General features: G+C 40.8%; 23 protein-coding genes. 11 read left to right on the plus strand and 12 right to left on the minus strand.

The genetic code is table 11. The features are described 5' to 3' along the window. Positions 1–149: 149 nt before the first annotated feature. Positions 150–632, plus strand: coding sequence for a cell envelope integrity TolA family protein (locus tag CDG60_RS17935; protein ID WP_087513896.1), 483 nt, complete (start codon positions 150–152; stop codon positions 630–632). A 218-nt stretch (positions 633–850) separates the two neighbouring features. Here the strand turns inward: CDG60_RS17935 and CDG60_RS17940 are convergent, their stop codons facing one another. Further along, positions 851–1,111 carry a hypothetical protein gene (locus CDG60_RS17940; RefSeq protein WP_087513897.1) on the minus strand — a complete coding sequence of 87 codons (261 nt, stop codon included), beginning with the start codon at positions 1,109–1,111 and terminating at the stop codon, positions 851–853. An 840-nt stretch (positions 1,112–1,951) separates the two neighbouring features. Here CDG60_RS17940 and grpE point away from each other — a divergent pair. Together grpE and dnaK are read left to right on the plus strand one after the other, a co-directional pair. Further along, entirely contained in the window at positions 1,952–2,491 is a 540-nt protein-coding gene (gene grpE / locus CDG60_RS17945; RefSeq protein ID WP_087513898.1) for a nucleotide exchange factor GrpE, read from the plus strand. A gap of 156 nt (positions 2,492–2,647) precedes the next feature. Continuing rightward, a complete protein-coding gene (dnaK, locus tag CDG60_RS17950) occupies positions 2,648–4,591 on the plus strand; it encodes a molecular chaperone DnaK (protein ID WP_087513899.1) in 1,944 nt (647 codons plus the stop codon). Between the two features lie 56 nt (positions 4,592–4,647). Here dnaK and CDG60_RS17955 read toward each other — a convergent pair whose 3' ends face one another. Beyond that, positions 4,648–5,448: a J domain-containing protein gene (locus tag CDG60_RS17955; RefSeq protein ID WP_087513900.1), complete on the minus strand. Its 801-nt coding sequence runs from the start codon at positions 5,446–5,448 to the stop codon at positions 4,648–4,650. Between the two features lie 165 nt (positions 5,449–5,613). On the opposite strand from CDG60_RS17955, the gene CDG60_RS17960 reads away from it, so the two are divergent. Both CDG60_RS17960 and CDG60_RS17965 read left to right on the plus strand, forming a co-directional pair. Continuing rightward, a complete protein-coding gene (locus tag CDG60_RS17960) occupies positions 5,614–6,027 on the plus strand; it encodes a hypothetical protein (RefSeq protein ID WP_087513901.1) in 414 nt (137 codons plus the stop codon). 164 nt (positions 6,028–6,191) lie between these two features. Next, positions 6,192–6,563, plus strand: a complete 372-nt coding sequence (locus tag CDG60_RS17965) for a hypothetical protein (protein WP_227542902.1) — start codon at positions 6,192–6,194, stop codon at positions 6,561–6,563. A gap of 6 nt (positions 6,564–6,569) precedes the next feature. Here CDG60_RS17965 and CDG60_RS17970 read toward each other — a convergent pair whose 3' ends face one another. Then, complete coding sequence (locus CDG60_RS17970) at positions 6,570–7,172, minus strand: hypothetical protein (RefSeq protein ID WP_227542903.1); 603 nt, start codon at positions 7,170–7,172, stop codon at positions 6,570–6,572. A gap of 183 nt (positions 7,173–7,355) precedes the next feature. Between CDG60_RS17970 and CDG60_RS17975 the strand changes: the two genes are divergently transcribed. Both CDG60_RS17975 and CDG60_RS17980 read left to right on the plus strand, forming a co-directional pair. Further along, positions 7,356–8,267 (plus strand): matrixin family metalloprotease, encoded by a 912-nt coding sequence (locus CDG60_RS17975; RefSeq protein ID WP_087513903.1) that lies wholly within the window; start codon positions 7,356–7,358, stop codon positions 8,265–8,267. A gap of 108 nt (positions 8,268–8,375) precedes the next feature. After that, positions 8,376–8,738: a hypothetical protein gene (locus CDG60_RS17980; protein WP_087513904.1), complete on the plus strand. Its 363-nt coding sequence runs from the start codon at positions 8,376–8,378 to the stop codon at positions 8,736–8,738. Between the two features lie 148 nt (positions 8,739–8,886). On the opposite strand, the gene CDG60_RS17985 is transcribed toward CDG60_RS17980, so the two are convergent. From CDG60_RS17985 to CDG60_RS18000, 4 genes are all read right to left on the minus strand, one after another. Further along, entirely contained in the window at positions 8,887–10,173 is a 1,287-nt protein-coding gene (locus CDG60_RS17985; protein ID WP_087513905.1) for a lytic murein transglycosylase, read from the minus strand. A 691-nt stretch (positions 10,174–10,864) separates the two neighbouring features. After that, positions 10,865–11,986, minus strand: a complete 1,122-nt coding sequence (locus CDG60_RS17990) for a 5-(carboxyamino)imidazole ribonucleotide synthase (RefSeq protein WP_087513906.1) — start codon at positions 11,984–11,986, stop codon at positions 10,865–10,867. Positions 11,987–12,058: 72 nt separating this feature from the next. Further along, positions 12,059–12,571: a 5-(carboxyamino)imidazole ribonucleotide mutase gene (gene purE / locus CDG60_RS17995; protein ID WP_068974186.1), complete on the minus strand. Its 513-nt coding sequence runs from the start codon at positions 12,569–12,571 to the stop codon at positions 12,059–12,061. A gap of 169 nt (positions 12,572–12,740) precedes the next feature. Further along, positions 12,741–13,088 carry a DMT family protein gene (locus CDG60_RS18000; RefSeq protein ID WP_087513907.1) on the minus strand — a complete coding sequence of 116 codons (348 nt, stop codon included), beginning with the start codon at positions 13,086–13,088 and terminating at the stop codon, positions 12,741–12,743. Between the two features lie 407 nt (positions 13,089–13,495). Between CDG60_RS18000 and mpl the strand changes: the two genes are divergently transcribed. Beyond that, positions 13,496–14,863, plus strand: a complete 1,368-nt coding sequence (gene mpl / locus CDG60_RS18005; RefSeq protein ID WP_087513908.1) for a UDP-N-acetylmuramate:L-alanyl-gamma-D-glutamyl-meso-diaminopimelate ligase — start codon at positions 13,496–13,498, stop codon at positions 14,861–14,863. 50 nt (positions 14,864–14,913) lie between these two features. On the opposite strand, the gene CDG60_RS18010 is transcribed toward mpl, so the two are convergent. The 4 genes from CDG60_RS18010 to CDG60_RS18025 all read right to left on the minus strand — a co-directional run bounded on the left by CDG60_RS18010 (position 14,914) and on the right by CDG60_RS18025 (position 16,980). Continuing rightward, complete coding sequence (locus CDG60_RS18010; protein ID WP_227542904.1) at positions 14,914–15,276, minus strand: hypothetical protein; 363 nt, start codon at positions 15,274–15,276, stop codon at positions 14,914–14,916. 468 nt (positions 15,277–15,744) lie between these two features. Next, positions 15,745–16,158, minus strand: coding sequence for a BLUF domain-containing protein (locus tag CDG60_RS18015; protein ID WP_087513909.1), 414 nt, complete (start codon positions 16,156–16,158; stop codon positions 15,745–15,747). 191 nt (positions 16,159–16,349) lie between these two features. Further along, the gene (locus CDG60_RS18020; protein ID WP_087513910.1) at positions 16,350–16,634 is read right to left on the minus strand and encodes a GNAT family N-acetyltransferase; all 285 of its coding nucleotides are present in this window, start codon (positions 16,632–16,634) and stop codon (positions 16,350–16,352) included. A 58-nt stretch (positions 16,635–16,692) separates the two neighbouring features. Continuing rightward, complete coding sequence (locus tag CDG60_RS18025; RefSeq protein WP_087513911.1) at positions 16,693–16,980, minus strand: GNAT family N-acetyltransferase; 288 nt, start codon at positions 16,978–16,980, stop codon at positions 16,693–16,695. Between the two features lie 873 nt (positions 16,981–17,853). Between CDG60_RS18025 and CDG60_RS18035 the strand changes: the two genes are divergently transcribed. Next, positions 17,854–18,819, plus strand: a complete 966-nt coding sequence (locus tag CDG60_RS18035) for a TerC family protein (RefSeq protein WP_087513912.1) — start codon at positions 17,854–17,856, stop codon at positions 18,817–18,819. Positions 18,820–18,866: 47 nt separating this feature from the next. On the opposite strand, the gene CDG60_RS18040 is transcribed toward CDG60_RS18035, so the two are convergent. Beyond that, on the minus strand, positions 18,867–19,268 hold the full coding sequence (locus CDG60_RS18040; protein WP_227542905.1) for a nucleotidyltransferase family protein: 402 nt from the start codon (positions 19,266–19,268) through the stop codon (positions 18,867–18,869). Positions 19,269–19,447: 179 nt separating this feature from the next. Between CDG60_RS18040 and CDG60_RS18045 the strand changes: the two genes are divergently transcribed. Continuing rightward, on the plus strand, positions 19,448–19,828 hold the full coding sequence (locus CDG60_RS18045; RefSeq protein ID WP_087513914.1) for a hypothetical protein: 381 nt from the start codon (positions 19,448–19,450) through the stop codon (positions 19,826–19,828). Positions 19,829–19,836: 8 nt separating this feature from the next. Next, positions 19,837–20,997: a glutathionylspermidine synthase family protein gene (locus CDG60_RS18050; protein ID WP_087513915.1), complete on the plus strand. Its 1,161-nt coding sequence runs from the start codon at positions 19,837–19,839 to the stop codon at positions 20,995–20,997.

The raw sequence follows: 20,997 nt of genomic DNA on the forward strand, positions 1-20,997 counted from the left end.
ATGTGACCATATTGTTATATAAGACATGTCATCTGCATACACAGCTGAAACTACAATACGCTAATCTTCTTTTAACTGCTTGTCATTGACAATTTTCACGATAATAACAGAGTCGTTTTGCTACTCTGTTCAGATAAAGGATAAAGGTTATGGCTAAAAAACTGATTCTGCTTTCCATAGCCACAACATTTCTGGCTGTAGGCTGTGTCGCTTTTCCAGAAGATGGTGGCTATTACAATGGTCAATATGACAATCGTTATGACCGTCGCTATGACCGTGATTACGATAACCGTTATGACCACAATCACAACCGTCAGCGCTGGGAATATCAACAGCGTCAGCAAAGAATCGAGCTTGAACGCAGACAGCGGGAACATGACCACAGACAATGGGAACAGAAGCGTCAGCAGGAAGCTCAGTGGGATCAACGCAGACGGGAAGCTGACCGGAAGAACCGGGAAGAACTGCGTAAAAAAGCTGAAGAACAGCGTCAGAAACGCGCGGAATGGAATCGTAAAAAATCTGAACAGCAGCGTGAGCGCGTACAGAACCAGCGCCAGAAATATGCTGAACAACGTAAACAGCAGCAGGAAAACCGTCAGCAAAGATGGTCTGACCGCCACAAAGACTGATATTCCAGCTGAGCTTTAAACACAGAACCCTGTAATTTTTTACAGGGTTTTTCTTTGATGGATCCCGTGCTTTATATACAGGCGGATTCAGCAGTCTGTCCACCTGAGCTGTGCTGAGCAGGAAATGTTCTGTCTCAAAACATTCGCCATGTACTGCATGATTACTGAAGGCATCCAGCTCAGTATATAGCGACTGTTCTTATGCAGATGAGTATGAATTATTGAACCACCGGTGCTTCTTCAACAGACTCAGACTGAACCGGAGCAGACTGTTCTGCTGGGTCTGCCTGTGTTACTGCACCCGACTGATCCACTGTATCCACTGCTGACACACTGCCTGGCTGAGCCCCACCTGAGTTTGCAGCAGTTTCAGGTGTCTGGGCACTTTGTGGAGCCTGAGCCGTTTCTGCAGATGAACATCCCACAGCAGCGAGTGATGCACCCAAAATAATTAAAGAGAATAAACCTGATTTTTTCATAACTTTTTCCTGAGTTATTGAGTAATAAACGCCAAAGTCCTGCTTTGACCGAGCCATCATGACCCAACATTCCCAGGGCTGCCCGCATAAATCGTTAAGGTTTTATCCCTCTGAGTTGTGCTTATGCAATTTTTTATTAATTCTGCAGCAATCTTTTTTCAGCTCAGAATACAGCGAACAAAACAATAAAATGCTCTTTTTATTATAAAGATACAGCTTAATCAGACTTTTTAGATATTCAGATAATATGTCTGTCAGATCTGAGCATGACAGCAGAAGACTCCAGTAAAGCCAGCCTAAACTTACACTTCACCAGGGTTTGAAACATAAAACCGTATTTTGAATAAAAAAAAGCCCATCCAAGGATGGATGGGCGTTGAAAACACAATTCAGAAAGACAAAAAAGAAACTACAGCGATATAGAATCTGAATATGAGTTTAGATAAATCCGTAACCGCTGTAAAAGACGATAAAACAATCAATTTATTGCTTTTAAGTATAATTATTATACATGTTTGATTTATTTTGATTATTTTTTATACCTGCAAGGCAGTTACACCCCGACTTTCTGTACCATCCAGTAAAAAATTCAGTCTCTCAGACTGAAGTGGGGCTCAACAGATCAGGTACCGCAATTTTAGCGCAATCATTCACAGCTTCAGTATTTCTTCCATTTTCATTAAATTTTGTCCCACAGGCATCTTGAATTTTTAAGGCTTGCCCCGACCTCTTACAGTAATCATGAATTCAATAACGCATGGCAGTTCAGATTAACCCAGTTAACACTGACGCCTTAAGGGACTGTACATGTTTAAGAACCCATTTAAACGGAGTAAATCAATGGCAACTGAGCAAAATCAAGACGCTCAAGATTTAGAGCAAGAGCAGGCAGAACAGCAGACTCAAGCTGAAACCGAGCAGGCTGAAGTTTCAGTTGAAGATTTACAGGCACAGATCAGACAGTTTGAAGAAAGCCTGAAACTTGAGAAAGCACGTACGGCAAATGCAGTGTATGAAGCTCAGAAAAGCGTGGAACGTATCCAGCGTGAATCTGAAAAGCATAAAGACACTGTGCTTGAAAAATTTGCCAAAGAACTGCTGGAATCCGTAGATAACCTGGAACGGGCAATTGCAGCGGCAGGCGAAGAAAAATCCGGATTATCCGAAGGTGTGGAACTGACACTGAAATCTCTGCTGACCACTTTGGAAAAATTTGGTGTTGTTGTGGTGGATACCGCACATGGTTTCAATGCAGATCTGCATCAGGCAGTCGGTATTGACCCAAATGCCAAAGCCAATGAGATTGGCACTGTACTGCAGAAAGGTTATGCCCTGAATGGTCGCTTACTGCGTCCAGCAATGGTTATGGTTGGCGCATAAGCCTTATATATCAGGGAGTCCGTAAAAAATTTTCATCAATTTTACTTGAAAAATTCAGAACGGCTCTCATATCGGATTACAAGAAAATGTCTTTTGCGTTCCCCTGCTGATATCGGGAAAGCAAAAGTATTCAAAAGAATTTAGAGGAATATGTTAATGGCTAAAATTATCGGTATTGACTTAGGTACAACAAACTCATGTGTTGCAGTACTTGAAGGCGATAAAGTTAAAGTAATCGAAAACGCTGAAGGCGCTCGTACAACTCCATCGATTGTTGCGTACAAAGATGGTGAAATCCTGGTTGGTCAGTCTGCGAAACGTCAGGCAGTAACCAACCCTAAAAATACTCTGTATGCAATCAAACGTCTGATCGGTCGTAAGTACCAGGATCAGGCAGTACAGAAAGACATCGGTATTGCACCATTCAAAATCGTGAAAGCGGACAATGGCGATGCATGGGTTGAAGTAAACGACAAGAAACTTGCTCCACAACAGGTTTCAGCTGAAATTCTGAAAAAGATGAAAAAGACAGCTGAAGACTATCTGGGTGAAACAGTAACAGAAGCAGTCATTACTGTTCCTGCATACTTCAACGATGCTCAGCGTCAGGCAACTAAAGATGCAGGTAAAATTGCTGGTTTAGAAGTTAAACGTATCATCAACGAACCAACGGCTGCTGCACTTGCGTTCGGTATGGACAAAAAAGAAGGCGACCGTAAAGTTGCTGTATATGACCTTGGTGGTGGTACTTTTGACGTATCAATCATTGAAATTGCTGACTTAGATGGCGACCAGCAGATCGAAGTACTGTCTACCAACGGTGATACATTCCTTGGTGGTGAAGACTTTGATAATGCATTGATCGACTATTTAGTTGAAGAGTTCAAAAAAGAACAGAACTTCAACCTGAAACAGGATCCACTTGCACTTCAACGTTTAAAAGAAGCAGCTGAAAAAGCGAAAATTGAGCTTTCTTCATCTAATTCAACTGAAATTAACCTGCCGTATATCACGGCTGATGCAACTGGTCCTAAACACTTAGTGATCAATGTAACTCGTGCAAAACTTGAAGGTCTGGTTGCTGACCTGGTTGCCCGTACGATTGAGCCTTGTAAAATTGCGCTTAAAGATGCCGGTCTTTCAACAAGCGACATCTCTGACGTAATCCTGGTAGGTGGTCAGTCACGTATGCCAATGGTTCAACAGAAAGTTCAGGAGTTCTTCGGTAAAGAACCTCGTAAAGATGTAAACCCTGATGAAGCAGTTGCAATTGGTGCTGCGATTCAAGGTGCGGTACTTTCAGGTGACAAAACTGACGTACTTTTACTTGACGTTACACCGCTTACACTTGGTATCGAAACTATGGGTGGCGTGTTAACTGCGATCATCGAGAAAAACACCACGATTCCTGCGAAGAAATCTCAAGTGTTCTCGACTGCTGCTGACAACCAGCCTGCTGTAGACATTTCTGTGTTCCAGGGTGAACGTAAAATGGCGCAGCAAAACAAATTACTGGGTAACTTCCAGTTAGGTGACATCCCACCTGCTCCACGTGGTGTGCCACAGATTGAAGTATCTTTCGACATCAACGCTGATGGTATCTTAAAAGTATCTGCGAAAGATAAGAGCACTGGTAAAGAGCAATCTATCCAGATTAAAGCAAACTCAGGTTTGTCTGATGCTGAAATCGAAGCAATGATCAAAGATGCTGAAGCGAATGCTGAAGAAGACCGTAAGTTCGAAGAGCTGGCAAAAGCACGTAACGAAGCTGATGCACTCGTTTCTTCTGCTCAAAAAGCAGTGAAAGATCTGGGCGACCAGGTGACGGCTGATGAGAAAACTGCAATTGATACAGCGGTATCTGAGCTTGAAGTGACTGCGAAAGAAAATGATGTTGATGCGATCAAAGCAAAAACTGAAGCTTTACAGAACATCATCATGCCGATCACTCAACGTGCGTATGAAGCTGCTCAAGGTCAAGGCGGAGCTGAAGGTTTCGATCCTAGCCAGTTCGGTGGTGATGCTGGTCAACAACAGCAAAAAGCGGACGATGGCGTTGTAGATGCTGAGTTCACTGAAGTGAAAGATGACAAAAAATAATTCGTTATTGAATGTCTAAGAAAAACCGCTCAAGAAATTGAGCGGTTTTTTTGATTTTAATTTATGTATTTCAACATAAAATCTCGCGCATTATTTAACAGCTGTGTTTGTTCTTCCAACATACGTTGTACCGCAGGTGTAACGTTTACATTACGGTCTGGATGGTAGTCTTTCATTTTTATTCTATACGCCTTATTAATCTCTTGTTCAGTGGCTTGAATACCTACACCTAATATTTCTGCTGCTGTTTCTAATTCCGATTTACCCGTTGAATTATGTTGTGATTCATACTGAAAGGCATCCTCCAACATTGCTTCCAGTTCTGAGTGACAATATTGATAACTTAATCCTAAAGTAGTACCAAAACCAAAACCATCATAACGAATCTTTTCAATATCCTGACATGTATTCACCAATAAACGGCAAACGACCGTAAACATTACTTCCTTGCTTTCCTGATTAGGATTTAATTCTAACCACTGATGAATACACGTTTCCAAAGAAGAACGATGCTTTGTTTTTAATACTTCACGCAAATACGTTTCATCTTCAGCATTATCACAACACTCTTGAAAAACAGACTTTACATATTTTACTTTTTCAGTCGTCCATTGGTGTTCATATTTTAAGGCAAAATGGCATACCATCTCGATGCAAGGGGTCAATAAACGTATAGTAGATGGATTTGAATGCTGTTCTTGCTTGTGAAATGGCTCGTGAGGCTCGGATGGTTCATTATTTTGGTTAAGCGACTGCTCTTTTGAATACACCATAAAGCCAATAATGATCAGACCTATAATAAACCCTATAGGACCTGCGACAATCGTTCCAAAAGCTAAAATAGCAATCATCCACATTTTCAATACCCCCAATATTATTATTAAATTTCAGATGTTTATTTTGATTAAATAACACATATAAAATTAATCGATGATTCTAATAAATTTATAATTTCAACACTATCAAAACTTAAACAAAAATATTAATTCAGACTCTATAATGGAGAAAAAGAGTCAAAAACTATGAAAAATTCCTCTGCCGTTTCCCCAACTGTGTATTACAGCCTGATCATTGCCCCATTTTTATTTCCATTGATAGCTGCCATCATTGATATGTTCAGCTCTGCACCTGAGCTCGAACTCCTTGATAAAACCCTGTACAGAGACCCACAGAACTGGGAAGCCGTAATTGTTATTCTCCTGTTCATCGCCCTGATGGCAATCACCATTGGACTTTTCAGAAAAAAAGAATGGGCGCGTAAAGCCTATATCTACACCTTTTTTCCTACGTTTCTGATTTACTTCATGCCTTATATGCACTGGATTTATATGAGCAGTTATGCGGCGATTTTCAATGATCTTGCCTTTGTCTGCTCAGGAATTCTGCTGATGATTTTAGTGACACCGTCACTCTATCAACCACTGTTCCAGAAATAAGCCATGATTAAAATCATTCTGCTGACAATTGTACTGTTTGTTTTTTCGAGCTGACCTGTCATGGCTTTGCGATCTTTGTACGTCGAATTTTAGATAAAACGGTTGCGCAGGATCATCGCAAGCCGCTCCATTTACAATTTATCCAACAGACTTTTTATCGCCTCATGCTGATCCTCAGCATCGCGCTGATGAATCATGCCTATACAGAAATGGCATTCTTTGAACAAAGTGATGTTGTACGTTTCACGTGGAGCGCAGTCGTTATCTTTCTGGTTTTATTGATATTATGGTGCATCAATGCCTTGATTATCCGTCAGGTGATCCTGACTGAGCAGCAGATCTGTCAGCAATCGGTCACTGCGACATTTAAACAGAAGATCAGTTATATCATGTTCCATCCACGTGAATTTAAAGATAGCTATATCAATGCCATATACTTAGAAAAGTCGAAATGGATGAATCGCCTGCTCAGTGTGCTTGCCTTTATTTTACTGTTTATGGATCTACAGTTATTGTTCAATATTGCGCATTCATAACTTATTTTATATGCCCAAAGCTCCACCAAGTTGCTTGCCAGTGGTATGAGCAATGACTGTAAACAACCCTGTATTAAATAAAAACAGTCCGATAAAAACCGCAGGGATCATCAATAATCGCTGGCGTTTGCTCAGACTTTTGCGTAATTGAATACGATATTCAGAAACTGGTGCTTTGGGAACGGTCACCACACGCTCAATCATATTGGTCATTGTCTGATCAAGTTTGCCTAATGATGAACCCTCTCGAACTTCAAGCACATAATTTCCTGCATCCAGCTCACAAAAATAAACCAGTCGCGATGCACGGGTAAAACTGGTTTTGGTGGCATTGCCATAACTACGGGAAAGTTTTACAGGCTGTTGGTGATCGGTATTTATAATCTGAGGTGTACTGAACACCATTGCCGATTTTTTTAACATCGGCCCTTCTTCCCACACGGCAAAGCCACTCTTTTCAGTCAATCTGAATGTTTTAAACTGCTCATTGAGCGGTAAATCGACCACAATACGGGTACGGAACATGATGTACAGACACTTGAACACAAAACCCCAGCAAGCAAGCCCTGCCAACAACATTAACGATCCTGAAATCAGATAGAAATTCATGCTCTTTTTATTTTATGACGTATGAATCATCTTAAAACAGAAAATTTTTCTGTTCCGTTGATATTCTGAAAACACCTTATGGATGCTTAAAAAGCAACCTTCTATATTTTGAATACAGCACTGTTCTGCCACCAATAAATCAGTTAAATTATTCATAATAAAAAGTCTTTTTAATTCATACTCATGCGCTACCTGTTAATAATAATATTTATACTGCCCATCTGTTACCTGACCATTCAGCGTGCCAAACACCCTCAGCTGAATTTCAATTCGGTCAGTGATCGCCTGACCCACCCTTTTGACTCACGCTTACGATTTAAAATTGCAGAAGTGGACTCACGTTTTGGGCTGACTCAGCAACAGGTCATTCAGTTAAGTGAAGAAGCCATTCAAATCTGGCACCAGGGTACAGGACGTGAGTATTTTGTTTATGATCCCGACGCTCAGCTGAGTATCAGGCTCATTTATGATGACCGCCAGGAAAACTTCAATGCAATGAAGCAGACTGAAAAAAAACTGACTGAACAATTGCAGCATACTGAACGTGATTCTGAAAATATCAGCAGTGCACAGCAGAATCTGGATCATCTGCAGAACAGTATCAAACAGCGCAGATATCAGCTTGATTATGAATTTGAACAACTGCAGAAAGAACAGAATGCTCTAAGAGAGCAACATAATGCCTCCACTGAAAGCCAGCAGCAGCTGATCCAGAAAAGATGGCGCCTGGAAGAACAGAAAAACCAGCTGCAACAGGATATTGATTATTTTAACCGTAAAAGTCAGGGCTTAAATTCTCAGGTCCATCTGCACAATAAAAATGCGGATCAACTAAGAGAAGATGCCATGCAGGCCTTACGACGCTTCCCGCCACGCGAGTTTCATAAAGGTGTTTTCATGGGAGATCAGATTCAGATTTATCAGTTCGATACCGAAGATGATCTTCGACTGACACTGGCTCATGAACTCGGACATGCACTCGGGATAGAACACCATGCAGACCCTCAAGCCCTGATGTACCCGATGCTGGAACAACAGGATCTGAAAAATTTCAGACTTAAATCAGCGGATATTGATCTTTTAAACCGCAGATAAGCATCATAATATTATTCCATATTTTATTTATGGATTTAAAAGTATTTGTTCATCACGATGCAGGATTTTCATGCTATTGTAAATACTGAACTTTGAAAGGAGAAGGCTGTGAGTTTCTATCATATTATTCTGGAAATTAATGATCATATCAGTACGATAGAACAGACCCGTGATATTGAAATTTTTGATATTACTGATATCCAACCTTATCTCCATGCTGTTTTATTGCCTTACTTTAATGAACAGATCATTGAACTTGAAGAAGATAATATTGAGTTTAAAGATATTCTGCATCTGTCAATCAAACAGACTTTATTGCCGATTGAACACCTGATTGAAGAAGAACAGCGCCTGTTACCCAGCGACACTGACGTAACCATTACAGCTTACGAGATTTTCAACAACCGTGATCTGAGCCAGGATGTCACCTCTGTTATTTTTGATATTTTAGAAGCAATAAAACTGGACTGATCACGCCTCAGCACCCATATCAATACGGGTTCCACACTGGACTCCGGTGATAAAAAATCCTCATAAATTTATGAGGATTTTTTTGTGTAAAAGAAAAGCTGATGTTGTCATAGAGTGAATGACAGAGTGTTTAAACGAACGAGATGGATTACTGCATCATCAGTTTGGCATTTTCATTTCTGAATGCCTTTAAAATCTGCTGCCCTGCCCGACCTGTTGGATTCAGTCCCAGTTTATTCTGTTCCTGCTGAATCGCCTGACGGGTTTTATCTCCAATCAAACCATCTGCATCACCAATCGCATAACCTTTTTTCAATAAATAATTTTGAATTTCACGACGCTCGGCACGGGATGTTCCTGCATCTTCTGTTGGCCAAGCCGTCTGAAAAGCACCTTTACCCTGTAAACGATCAGATAAATGTGCAATCGCTAAAGCATAACTTTCAGCAGCGTTATAGGCATAAATTGCATCAAAATTTTTAAAGACTAAAAATGCAGGACCATTTGCCCCTGCTGGCATCATCAGACCTGCCTGTGAACTTTCAGATAAATTACCCTGAATGACCGGTGTGCCATCCACACGGGTAAAACCACGATTTACCCATGAACTTAAAGATTTTTTATTACGACGACTTTCGCCACTGACTGAAGCACTATCAGGAATTTTGACTTCAAAACCCCAAGGCATACCTGTCTGCCAACCGCGTTTTTTTAGGAAGTTGGCTGTTGAAGCTAAAGCATCGGAAGTACTCGAAACCAGATCACGGCGACCATCACCATCAAAATCCACCGCTAACTCTTCATAAGTCGACGGCATAAACTGAGTATGACCAAACGCCCCTGCCCATGAACCTTTCAGCTGTTCTTCACGTAAATCACCACGCTGTAAAATACGCATAGTGGCAAAAAATTCTCCACGGAAATAATTTTGACGACGCCCTTCACAACTTAATGTACCCAATGCCTGAAGCAATGGATATTTACCTGAAATATCACCAAAATTACTTTCCACACCCCACACTGCGACTACAGTTTCAGCAGGTACACCATAAACAGCTGCGACACGATTGAGCACATCACGATGTTGCGCTAACATCTGACGCCCTTTTTCTACACGTTCATCATCAACCAGACCTGAGAGATAATCCCAGATCGGTGTATAAAATTCAGGCTGATAGTCAAGTTTGCTGATCACTGAATAATCAGGTGTCAAATTTTGCGTATAACGATCGTAGGTTGAACCACTCACACCTGAAGAAATTGCCTGTGAGCGTAACCTTGCAAGACAACCCTGGAAGCTATTCTGAGGTGCGAAACCCGTGGAAGATGCCATTGAAGGCGTTAAAACTGCAGGCTGACCATTAATCACCAGCTCAGCATGAGTCTGAGATATAAGAACAAAAAGAGAACCACACAACAAAGACAAACGAGACATAGTTATCCACAATCGGGTTATGAATTTAAATTATACGGATACCATAACACTCTGACTTCAAAATGACAGAAGCAAAACGTAAAGTTTAAATTCATTTGTATATTTTGAATTCATTACACCCTTAAGACTGCGTTTAAATTTAAAACCAGTTATCCACAAAAAACGGATCTAACTTTTTAAATTCAAATCCTCTAGCAGAACTTTAAATTCAAACCAGACAACCTCTCACTAGAAATCCCCGTTTAAATCCAAAGCGATCAAAACAATATTAAGTATCTATTTTTATAATGAATTTTTTATTCACAGCCTATGCGTAAAATCTTATCCACAGCTATTGGTTTAAATTCAAAGAAAGTATTTTTATAAATTTAAAGTTTTAAATTCATAAGCCAAAAACCAACTTTCCCGAACAAGGTGTGGATAATTTCACTACTCTTAACAGTGGAGTTTTTAAATTTAAATCCTGAAAATAGTTTTAAATTCATATTTGAATTTAAATTATTCACCCTATTTCCGGGTTTTCTCTGAATTTTTATATCAATTGTTGTTTTTATATGCAATTTAATCTGTGTAAATATCGCCAATTATCACGGATCATTACGGATAAAATAAGGGACGCCATCATACATAAATCACAAGCATAAAAAAGCGGTCAATAGGCTGACCGCTTTCTTTGCATGCAATATTACACTTAGATGCTCATATCTTCGCTTAACGCCAATGGATTCGGTAGAATCTTCGCCAATTGACGGCATAAAGTCGTCAATTCCGCAGAATCATTTGGCATTAAAGTAATATGACCAATCTTACGACCTTCACGTTCAGTTTTGTTGTAAAGGTGCATGTGAGCGCCTTTTAACGCAAGAACATCTTCAGATTTCGGATACTGACCAATGATATTCACCATCACCGTTGGGCGAACCACTTCAGTTGAACCGAGGGGTAAACCTGCAACTGCACGGATGTGATTTTCAAACTGTGAACAGATCGCACCTTCAATCGACCAATGCCCTGAGTTATGCACACGTGGTGCCATCTCATTGGCATATAAGCCTTTTTCCGTTACGAATAACTCAAGTGTGAGTACGCCCACATAGTTTAAGTGATTCAACAAACGAGTGATGTAATCCTGTGCCACAGGCTGTAAATCTGTGCTGTTTGGCGCAGGTACAATCGAGTGCGACAAGATACCATTGTGATGATGATTTTCAGCCAAAGGCCAGGTTTTCACATCACCATCAGCACCACGTACTGCAATGATTGATACTTCACGTGAGAAAGTCACAAAACTTTCTGCAATCAATTCACCTGCAGGGCCAAGTTCAGCCCACGCTTGATCAATTTGATCAGCTGTACGCAATACAAACTGACCTTTGCCATCATAACCACCACGTGAGGTTTTCAGGACAATCGGTAAGCCGAGCTGTTCAACGGCTGATTTTAATTCATCAAGTGAAGTCACCGCTTTATACGGTGCAACAGGGATCGCAAGCTCATCAAACAGTGCTTTTTCAGATAAACGATGCTGTGCAATCGCCAAAGCCTGACGTGGCGGATGCAAATCTTTTTGTTTGGTCAAAACATCGACATCGATCAACGGCGTATTTTCAAACTCAAGGCTGAATACATCTGCACTGGCAATAAAATCCTGCAAGCTATTTTCCGCTTTGGTTGAAAATACCTGACCTAATGCAGCAGATGGACAATCCTGGCTGGCTTCAAAAAAGGTGCATTGAATATTAAGGGGTAATGCAGCTTGCGCCATCATTCGACCCAATTGACCACCACCAAAAATCCCGATGGTTTTATCCATAATCTGTGTCCTGTTTTTCGCTTGGCTTGACTGACTGAATATGAAACTGACTCAATTCAGAATCAGTCAATCTTAAATTTGACCCGGAATATTTTTGCTTGCAACTTTATCAGTTTGCGCAGCACGGAATTCAGCAACATTTTTTGCAATTTCTGGACGTGTCAGACCTAAAATCTGCGCTGCCATAATTGCCGCATTGGTCGCACCCGCAGGGCCAATCGCCAGTGTCCCAACCGCAATACCTGCAGGCATTTGCACGATTGAAAGCAATGAATCCACGCCGTTCAAAATAGAAGATTTAACTGGAACACCGAGTACAGGAAGATCAGTTTTTGCCGCACACATGCCCGGTAAATGCGCCGCACCACCTGCACCTGCAATAATCACCTGAATACCACGTTCACGTGCAGTTTCAGCATATTCAAATAAGCGGTCTGGCGTACGATGCGCAGAAACAACTTCGGCTTCAAAAGGGACACCAAGCTGTTTCAGCATATTGGCAGTGTTTTCGAGAGTCGCCCAATCAGATTGAGAACCCATAATAATTCCAACTAAAGGAGCGTCTTGTACAGCGGCCGCATTCATTGCATATATTCCATAAACGAATGTAAGGAAGTTTAAAGACTGATGATCAGTGTTTAAATGAATATCAAGAAGCTCGCTATTATAGACTGATTTTTCAGCTCAAGAAAATTTTACAGACAGGGCAGAACCATATTTTCGCTATTTTTTCATAAATTCTGCCCAATACAGCTTACTGACTTCTAAATACAAAATAGACACAGCCCATCAGACATAAACCTGCCCACACATAATCCAGTTTAAACGGTTGTTTGAACAGTAAAATCATAAACGGGACAAAAACCAGTAAAGTCACCACTTCCTGGGTAATTTTCATCTGTCCCATTGACCAGCCATGTGTCGCCAGTAAACGGGTCGCGGGAATCATAAAACTGTATTCGAGCAGAGCAATGACCCAGCTCAGTAAAATGGCTTTCCACAAAGGCGCATCATGCGGTAAAAATTTTAAATGACCGTACCATGCCAATGTCATAAAACAGTTGGAGATAATGAGGAGTAAAAGCGGAAGAGATAAAGCCATAGCAGCCCTGAAACTCAATGTGATTGCTTCATTTATTTGACGTTATCTTATACTGGAGTTTCAACAGTCAGGAAAATAAATCATGATAAATTCAACGGGGAAAATCATATTATACCGCCATCCATTGAACTTACAGCAATACTGACTGATGGAGAGACTTTTACGTTTCCACTCAATAAAGTTGTTAAATGTTTAAACCATGGAGCAGAAGACAGTCTTTATTTTTATACCATTTCATCCATGCAGCTAAAATAGCCTCTTTCAATCTTTTCAGTTTGTATTTGAGCTGTACAAGAAAAACTATCTTTTCACTTAAACCCTTGCTATCGTTGCTTTCAAATCAAATGAATCACGACAACACCACAACAACAAAGTGATGTGTCAAAAAAGCAGTGGAGTTAGAACGAATGCATCTGCATATCTTGGGTATCTGTGGCACCTTTATGGGTTCTTTGGCGTTACTGGCGCGTGATTTAGGGCATAAGGTGACAGGTTCAGATGCAAACGTGTATCCACCTATGTCGACTCAATTGGAAAATGCAGGCATTACCTTAATGCAAGGCTATGACCGTAGCCATTTACAACCACATCCAGACCTCGTGATAGTGGGTAATGCCATGAAACGTGGTATTGATGCTGTGGAATATATGCTGAATGAAGGCTTACCGTATATTTCAGGACCACAGTTCCTTGCCGATCATGTCTTACAAGGCAAGCACGTTTTAGGCGTTGCAGGTACTCATGGTAAAACCACAACCACGACCATGCTGGCGTGGGTATTGGATCAAGCAGGTTTAAATCCAGGCTTCTTGATCGGTGGTGTACCTTTAGGTTTCAGTGAAAGCGCACGTCTAGGTGGCGGTAAATACTTCTGTGTAGAAGCAGACGAGTACGATTCAGCGTTCTTTGATAAACGTTCCAAGTTCGTACATTACCATCCTAAAACAGCAATTTTAAATAATTTAGAATTTGACCACGCTGATATTTTCGATGACTTAGCAGCGATCCAGAAACAATTCCATCATCTCGTCCGCACCATTCCAAGTGAAGGTCGTATCATCGCACCGATCACTGAAACCAATATTGATGAAGTACTGGAAATGGGCTGTTGGACACCTGTGGTTCGTACAGGGCTGGAAGCGCATGAAAAAGCATCTTTATCCGCAGAACAACTCTCTGCCGATGGTTCACATTTCAAAGTGCTTCAACACGGCGTTGTGAAAGGCGTCGTTAAATGGACAATGACAGGGCAACACAGCGTTGCCAATGCTCTGGCAACCATTGCAGCTGCTGAACATGTCGGTGTGTCGATTGAAACGGCATGTGAAGCTTTGTCGAATTTTGGCGGTGTAAAACGCCGTATGGAACTTCTGGATACTGTCAATGGTATCGAAGTTTATGATGACTTTGCACATCACCCAACCGCGATTGATACCACACTTGAGGGCGCACGTAAGCGTTTAGGTGAGCGTAAACTGTGGGCAATCATTGAGCCACGTTCAAATACCATGCGTATGGGTTCACACAAAGATGGTCTGGCTCATTCAGCACGTTTAGCTAATGAAGTGATCTGGTATCAGCCGGAAGGTTTGGACTGGGATCTGCAACCTGTGATTGATGCTGCACCGAATAAAGCGGTGGTTGCACGTACTTTGGATGACATTATTCAAACTGTGGTTGCAGAAGCAGGCGAGGGCGATGCTGTGGTGATCATGTCAAATGGTGGTTTTGGTGGCTTACATCAAAAATTGCTTACTGCGTTAAGAGCCAGATAAGTTCTGGATCCAGATCAACCCGCGAAAGCGGGTTTTTTATTGTCGATCAATCATTGCACAGATGACATCGTCCCTGACTTTTTAAATGCTTTAAATTTCGCCCAACCCTGAACGGTATCACCCAAACGTTGACTGAAATACATCACCGAAACCCAATCCTGTTTGCCATCGTGATAGACCGTATATGCAGTGACATGATCATTTTTGACAATAAATAAATCTTTTATTTTACAGGCTTCATTCGGTGCAGAATGAAAGTAGACCCGTTGTGGACTTACAACGACCATGCCCCAGCGTGGAACCAGATGCGCTTCTTTTTTCTCAGCTATTTTTTCTATTTTGGCGCAATCAGCGGCTAAAATATTTTGTGTCAGGAACAAGAGTCCGCCACATAAAATAAACTTTTTCATCATGACAATATTCCCCCATTTGATTTTAATTATGCGTCCATCACAATGTAAAAATATATAAATTATTGATTAATTTACTGATGTTATACAGCAACATCAAAATCATATTTAAAGTCTCGAAAAAAGTGGGTACGCAAAAATGTCATCTGCAATTGTTTGAGGCATGAGCCAGTCATGGCGCAATATCTGCAATTTAATATTTCTGCAAAGTTTCCAGCAGTTTGACGGAATGGGACGAGTTCAGCGGTGAGAAGTAAAGCTTCGTAAAATGGTTTCCTTGCGCAGTTTCACTGCTCATTTTTCCCAAAAAAAGCAGGTCGAGCCTGAGCAAGTCAAAGTATACTTTGACGCACTGCTTTAACAAAGCGCAAGACGAAGTGGCTAATCCCTAAATTAGAACTTTTGATGTATGACACCACCTAAAACCAACAAACTGCTTTAACCTGTTTTGTAATGTGTAACATCAGTTACTTAATTTTTTATTTTCAATAACAAACTGACAAAATCCTGAACCTGTTGCTCATCCAGTTGATCAGGCTGGAATTTATCTAAACCTAATTTTGCAAAAAAACGGGAAATTTTTGTAAAATCATTTACATATTTCATCGACCATTTTGAAAAACAGGGCTGTTCAAGGGACTGATCTGAGAAACGCTGTACGTTTTCATGTCTTGGATCATTTAAGATACGTTCATACAAAGCTTCTAAAACAGTTTTATGCCCCTCCAGGCACTGAAAAAAAGTTCCTTCAGCATAGTACAGCACACCATATATCTGATGCTCCTGATTAAACTGTCGGGCTGTAGATAAAATATCACTTAAATCTTCCAGTAAATTAGTCTCTCGTTCTACGCGTGTACTTGCATAGCAAAGCCTGATCAACATATTTATTCCTTTATTAATATTATTTTATCTGACGTTTTTTAATATTCTAAAATTCATTTTTTTAATTAAACTTTCTGTTTGAATTTTAATCTCAGACCCATTCCATAAAGATTCATTCAATATAAAAACAGCCCTGATTTTAAGGGCTGTTTAAACTGAAAAATATTCAAGAAATGTAAACTGACAGAATGTTATGCAGCAACATCCGCAAAGCTTTGCTCACGGCGGAACATCACATCGACATAAGAACAGGTCGGTACAATTTTTAAATTCTTTTCACGGGCGAAATCAACCAAAGTATCCAGTAATTGACGTGCTACGCCCTGACCACGTAAAGAATCATCCACCCAGGTATGATCGGCAATAATTTTTTGTGCATCACTCCACACATAACTGATCTCAGCAATACGTTTGCCTTGTTCATTATCCAGATAAAATTCGCCTTTGTGTTGATTATCTACATGCTGGAACTGCATAACTGTTTCTCATCTTCTGATTGCTGGCTACGACACAATCCACTGTAACAAAGCCAGCTTAAGATTTCAAAACATCCCGAATTGAAGGATCTTTATCAAAGACAGACTTTGCAAAAGGACATAATGGAATAATTTTAATATTTTTCTGACGTGCCATAGCAACCACCTGATCCAGTAATTTACGCCCCGCACCTTGCCCACGCAGTTCATCTTCAACAGTGGTATGGTCAATGATCAGCATGGTTTCACCTGCCCATGTATAAGCCATTTCAGCCAGCCGCTGACCAGTCTCACTTTCCAGGTAAAACTCACCTTTTTTTGAATTATCTGAATGCTGAATTTTCATGATTGAACCTGTATTCCTGAACTTTGCTGTTTCACCAGTATAGCAATCACCCAGGATAAAATAATCAACAGATTTGTATAAAATTTAAACTTATTTACAAAAAAACATATAGATTCTTCAATATCCCGAAATACTCGATCAATAACAGAATATGAACAGCTGAGTTGATTCAGCTTGAATTCAGGTATAAAAAACACTGACATTTAAAAAGTTATTATTAAAAATTAAACAATTAAATATAATTCAGGCTTGATTGTTATTTAACAGAAATCATCAGTTAATGCGAAGTAATTATATTTTAAAATATTTTATGTCTAAAAATACCTGATTCCAGGTATACAAAAATACCATGTTCTTTTGTTTAATTGGCTTAAGTTATTTTTGGGGAAATAATGAAAATGGACATCTATCTTTTATCTATCGTATTTTTATTGGTTGTTGCAACGTTTTTACTGGTTTCCATGTTCCGTGAGAAACTGAAAAATCCGTTTAAATAATTAAAATGATAAAAAACAGTATTCACAACACTAATTTTTTGGATTTTATGCCTGCATAACAGACATTTCAAATCCGCATTGCTGTCCGTATACAGCAACATACCTGACCATTTGCACTCTTTCGCAGAATATGCGATGCTACACACATATTTTAGACTATAATCTAAAGCAGAATACTGTTGAACAAGGGGAGTAGCCTCCCATTCAGAATATCGTCATTACGCTTTATTGTGGCTGTCCATCATAAAGCCGGTATCTGAGCATCATCCATAAACGATGATGTAGGCAAGACCTTGATCATGTTGATACAGATGTTTAATCATCTGGCAACAGGTCAAGGTTTTTTTATGCCTGATTGCCAGATATGGAGAAATTTATGGAATCCATTGGTAATCCATGGCTCTATCTGGCTTTTTTTGCCATAGTTGCCGTCATGCTTTTAATCGACTTTCTTGGTTTTAAACAAAAAGAAGGACAGGAAGTCAAAGTCAGAACCGCAGCCTACTGGAGTATTGCCTGGGTTACAGTCGCAACCTTATTTGGTAGCGGTTTGTGGCTCTATCTTCAGCAGACCGCCGGCGTTACCATCGCAAATACCAAAACCATGGAATATTTTGCCGGTTATTTACTCGAAAAATCCCTCGCAATTGATAACGTATTCGTGTGGATGATGATCTTTTCAGCATTCGCCATTTCACCTGCGTTACAGCGTAAATTATTACTTTATGGCGTACTCGGTGCGATTGTTTTACGGACCATCTTTATCTTTATTGGTGCCTGGTTTGTTCAGGAGTTTTCCTGGATTCTTTATATCTTCGGCGCATTTCTGGTCTATACAGGCTTCAAATTCCTGAAAGGACAGGAAGAGGAAGATACCAATATTGAAGATATGGCGATTTTAAAATGGTTACGTAAACACATGCGGATTACGCCAAATCTTGAAGGTGGTAAATTCTTTGTCCGCCAGAATGGTGTCCTCTGGGCGACTCCGTTATTTCTTGTACTGATTCTGGTTGAAGCTTCAGATGTGATCTTTGCAGTCGATTCCATTCCTGCAATTTTCGCCGTGACCACGGACCCATTCATTGTTCTGACAGCAAACCTGATGGCAATTCTGGGTTTACGTGCCATGTTCTTCCTGCTGTCTGGTGCAGCGACAAAAATGCATTATCTACCTTATGGTTTAGGTGCCATTCTGGTCTTCATCGGCTTTAAAATGTTAATGCTTGATGTCTTCCATATGCCGATCTGGATTTCACTGGGCTTTATTGTGATTACCCTGGCGATTACCGCTGTGCTGTCAATTCGTCACAGTAAAAAATACAATGAAAATACGCTGTAATTAAATTCAGCCTGGATGGAAAAAGCTTCTCTTAATGAGGGGCTTTTTTATTGCACGATCTCCAGCCTGTTCCATATATTCAACCACTGTTTCTGCTGCAACCGCTGTAAAAACACATGATGCGCGACCATTTTACTGTTCCATCGCAGCTTCAATTCAAACAGATCCTGCAAGCCCAGTGGAGCAACGATATGCATCTGATCATCAGAGATCAGCTGCACTGCGACAGCAGTCGCTGTTTCAGGCCATGCCGATACAGCATCCGATACAGAGCGATACGGCTGTATGCATTTCCCTTCTGATGTTCTGTACCATGTATGCACCAGTGCCTGATTGACCACATCCCAGTGACAGGTTGGAAAATGCTGTGTCAGCAGAATCTGCAGCTGTGCAGCTCTGATATTTTCAGTATGCGGATTAAGTCCTGATTCTGCTGAAGAAGATTCCACAGCGCTGTGACATATTCAGTTTGGGGGATCTGCTGTGCTTTTTCCATTTTGCAGCCTTTTCCTGTGATCATCACTGTACTTTGTTCAAGCATCTAAATATCATACTGCACAGAAACCGTTTTATTCTGATTCATTTATAAAGCAAAACGATAAACAAACTGAATGATGTAAGGCTTTCCATGCGTTCAAAAAAAATCTGCCTGGTGGTTGTACCACTGCTTCTGACAGCCTGTAGTAATAATGACCGAACACTGAATCAGGATGTCTACAATAATCAGTACGACTGTTCCTACGACTGGAATCCAGAACTGTGTGAAGAAGAACAGCAGTCATCCTCTGGTGGATCTCACAGTAGCGGTTATTACTACACCGGTTCCCGATATTTTGGACCGCAGTATTACGCAGGTCAGCGCAAAGTGAATTTTCAGGGACGTAAAATTCAGCCCTCAACAAATTTAAGCGTAGGTCAGCCACTGGTGTCACAGGTTGTACGCAGTCAAAGTAAGTCTTCTCCTGTCCGTGGCGGATTTGGTCGCAGTGGTTTTTCATTCGGCGGTTAATAAAAAATATGGAACGAAAATTATTTCAGCCACGCCCCGACTGGCAGCAGCAGCATGAAAATATCGGTTTTGATTATTACAGCCTGCCTTCCCAGGATGGTTCTGTTTACTGGTCAGAAGGGGTCGCTTACGAATTCAGCTTAAAACAGATTGAACAGCTGGAAGATGCTTCCAATGAACTGCATCAGATGTGTATGCAGGTTGCAGGGGACATGATTCAACAGGGAAATTATCCTGATTATTTTCAGATTCCGCAGGCAGCCATTGCGCTGATTGAACACTCATGGCATAACCATGCCCCGATGCTCTATGGTCGTTTTGATTTTGCCTACGACGGCAGAAATCTCAAAATGCTTGAATACAATGCTGACACCCCGACAGGTCTGCTTGAAGCCTCGGTGGCGCAGTGGCACTGGATTGAACAGATCAAGAACATTCCAAACCGTGATCAGTTCAACAGCATTCATGAAGACCTGATCAAACGTTGGAAAACCATCATTCCGCCAGGTTCACAGATTCATTTTGCAGCATGTCAGGAAGCGGGCAGGGAAGACTGGGGGAATCTTGAGTATCTGATGGATACTGCCTTCCAGGCAGGACACAAAGTCTCTGAATTATCCATGGAAAATATCGGATGGGATGGACAGCATTTTGTAGATCTGAATGAAAAACAGATCGATCATCTGTTTAAACTTTATCCCTGGGAGTGGATCTGGGAGGAAAATTTTTCTCAGTATTTAAAGCCTGAAACCCGCTGGATTGAACCTTGCTGGAAAATGCTGCTGTCCAATAAAGCCATTCTGGTCGAACTGTGGAAGAAATTTCCCAATCATCCTTTATTGCTCGAATCACACGCTTATCTGGATCATATGCAGTTACAGGGCAAATGGGTCAAAAAACCCATCCTGGCACGGGAAGGAGCGAATATTCGGGTACTCAAAGATGGCACAGATATGGGAGCAGCATCGGGCAGTTTCCACTTTGATGATTATGATAAACACGGCTACATTGTACAGAAATGGGTAGATACCCCCTTATTTGACCGACAGTTACCCACACTGGGTTTATGGATGGTCGGACACAGCTGTTCAGGCATGTCCATTCGTGAAGACCGTTATGACATCATTGGCAACGATGCACATTTTGCTGCGCATTACTTTGTGGAATAG

It is taken from the genome of Acinetobacter chinensis (genome assembly GCF_002165375.2).
GTDB classification, from domain to species: domain Bacteria; phylum Pseudomonadota; class Gammaproteobacteria; order Pseudomonadales; family Moraxellaceae; genus Acinetobacter; species Acinetobacter chinensis.

Excerpts from the sequence above, each read along its gene's own strand:
- CDG60_RS17935 (WP_087513896.1), top strand. The coding sequence starts at position 150 with ATGGCTAAAAAACTGATTCTGCTTTCCATAGCCACAACATTTCTGGCT.
- CDG60_RS17940 (WP_087513897.1), bottom strand. The coding sequence starts at position 1,111 with ATGAAAAAATCAGGTTTATTCTCTTTAATTATTTTGGGTGCATCACTC.
- grpE (WP_087513898.1), top strand. The coding sequence starts at position 1,952 with ATGGCAACTGAGCAAAATCAAGACGCTCAAGATTTAGAGCAAGAGCAG.
- dnaK (WP_087513899.1), top strand. The coding sequence starts at position 2,648 with ATGGCTAAAATTATCGGTATTGACTTAGGTACAACAAACTCATGTGTT.
- CDG60_RS17955 (WP_087513900.1), bottom strand. The coding sequence starts at position 5,448 with ATGTGGATGATTGCTATTTTAGCTTTTGGAACGATTGTCGCAGGTCCT.
- CDG60_RS17960 (WP_087513901.1), top strand. The coding sequence starts at position 5,614 with ATGAAAAATTCCTCTGCCGTTTCCCCAACTGTGTATTACAGCCTGATC.
- CDG60_RS17965 (WP_227542902.1), top strand. The coding sequence starts at position 6,192 with ATGCTGATCCTCAGCATCGCGCTGATGAATCATGCCTATACAGAAATG.
- CDG60_RS17970 (WP_227542903.1), bottom strand. The coding sequence starts at position 7,172 with ATGAATTTCTATCTGATTTCAGGATCGTTAATGTTGTTGGCAGGGCTT.
- CDG60_RS17975 (WP_087513903.1), top strand. The coding sequence starts at position 7,356 with ATGCGCTACCTGTTAATAATAATATTTATACTGCCCATCTGTTACCTG.
- CDG60_RS17985 (WP_087513905.1), bottom strand. The coding sequence starts at position 10,173 with ATGTCTCGTTTGTCTTTGTTGTGTGGTTCTCTTTTTGTTCTTATATCT.
- CDG60_RS17990 (WP_087513906.1), bottom strand. The coding sequence starts at position 11,986 with ATGGATAAAACCATCGGGATTTTTGGTGGTGGTCAATTGGGTCGAATG.
- purE (WP_068974186.1), bottom strand. The coding sequence starts at position 12,571 with ATGAATGCGGCCGCTGTACAAGACGCTCCTTTAGTTGGAATTATTATG.
- CDG60_RS18000 (WP_087513907.1), bottom strand. The coding sequence starts at position 13,088 with ATGGCTTTATCTCTTCCGCTTTTACTCCTCATTATCTCCAACTGTTTT.
- mpl (WP_087513908.1), top strand. The coding sequence starts at position 13,496 with ATGCATCTGCATATCTTGGGTATCTGTGGCACCTTTATGGGTTCTTTG.
- CDG60_RS18010 (WP_227542904.1), bottom strand. The coding sequence starts at position 15,276 with ATGATGAAAAAGTTTATTTTATGTGGCGGACTCTTGTTCCTGACACAA.
- CDG60_RS18015 (WP_087513909.1), bottom strand. The coding sequence starts at position 16,158 with ATGTTGATCAGGCTTTGCTATGCAAGTACACGCGTAGAACGAGAGACT.
- CDG60_RS18020 (WP_087513910.1), bottom strand. The coding sequence starts at position 16,634 with ATGCAGTTCCAGCATGTAGATAATCAACACAAAGGCGAATTTTATCTG.
- CDG60_RS18025 (WP_087513911.1), bottom strand. The coding sequence starts at position 16,980 with ATGAAAATTCAGCATTCAGATAATTCAAAAAAAGGTGAGTTTTACCTG.
- CDG60_RS18035 (WP_087513912.1), top strand. The coding sequence starts at position 17,854 with ATGGAATCCATTGGTAATCCATGGCTCTATCTGGCTTTTTTTGCCATA.
- CDG60_RS18045 (WP_087513914.1), top strand. The coding sequence starts at position 19,448 with ATGCGTTCAAAAAAAATCTGCCTGGTGGTTGTACCACTGCTTCTGACA.
- CDG60_RS18050 (WP_087513915.1), top strand. The coding sequence starts at position 19,837 with ATGGAACGAAAATTATTTCAGCCACGCCCCGACTGGCAGCAGCAGCAT.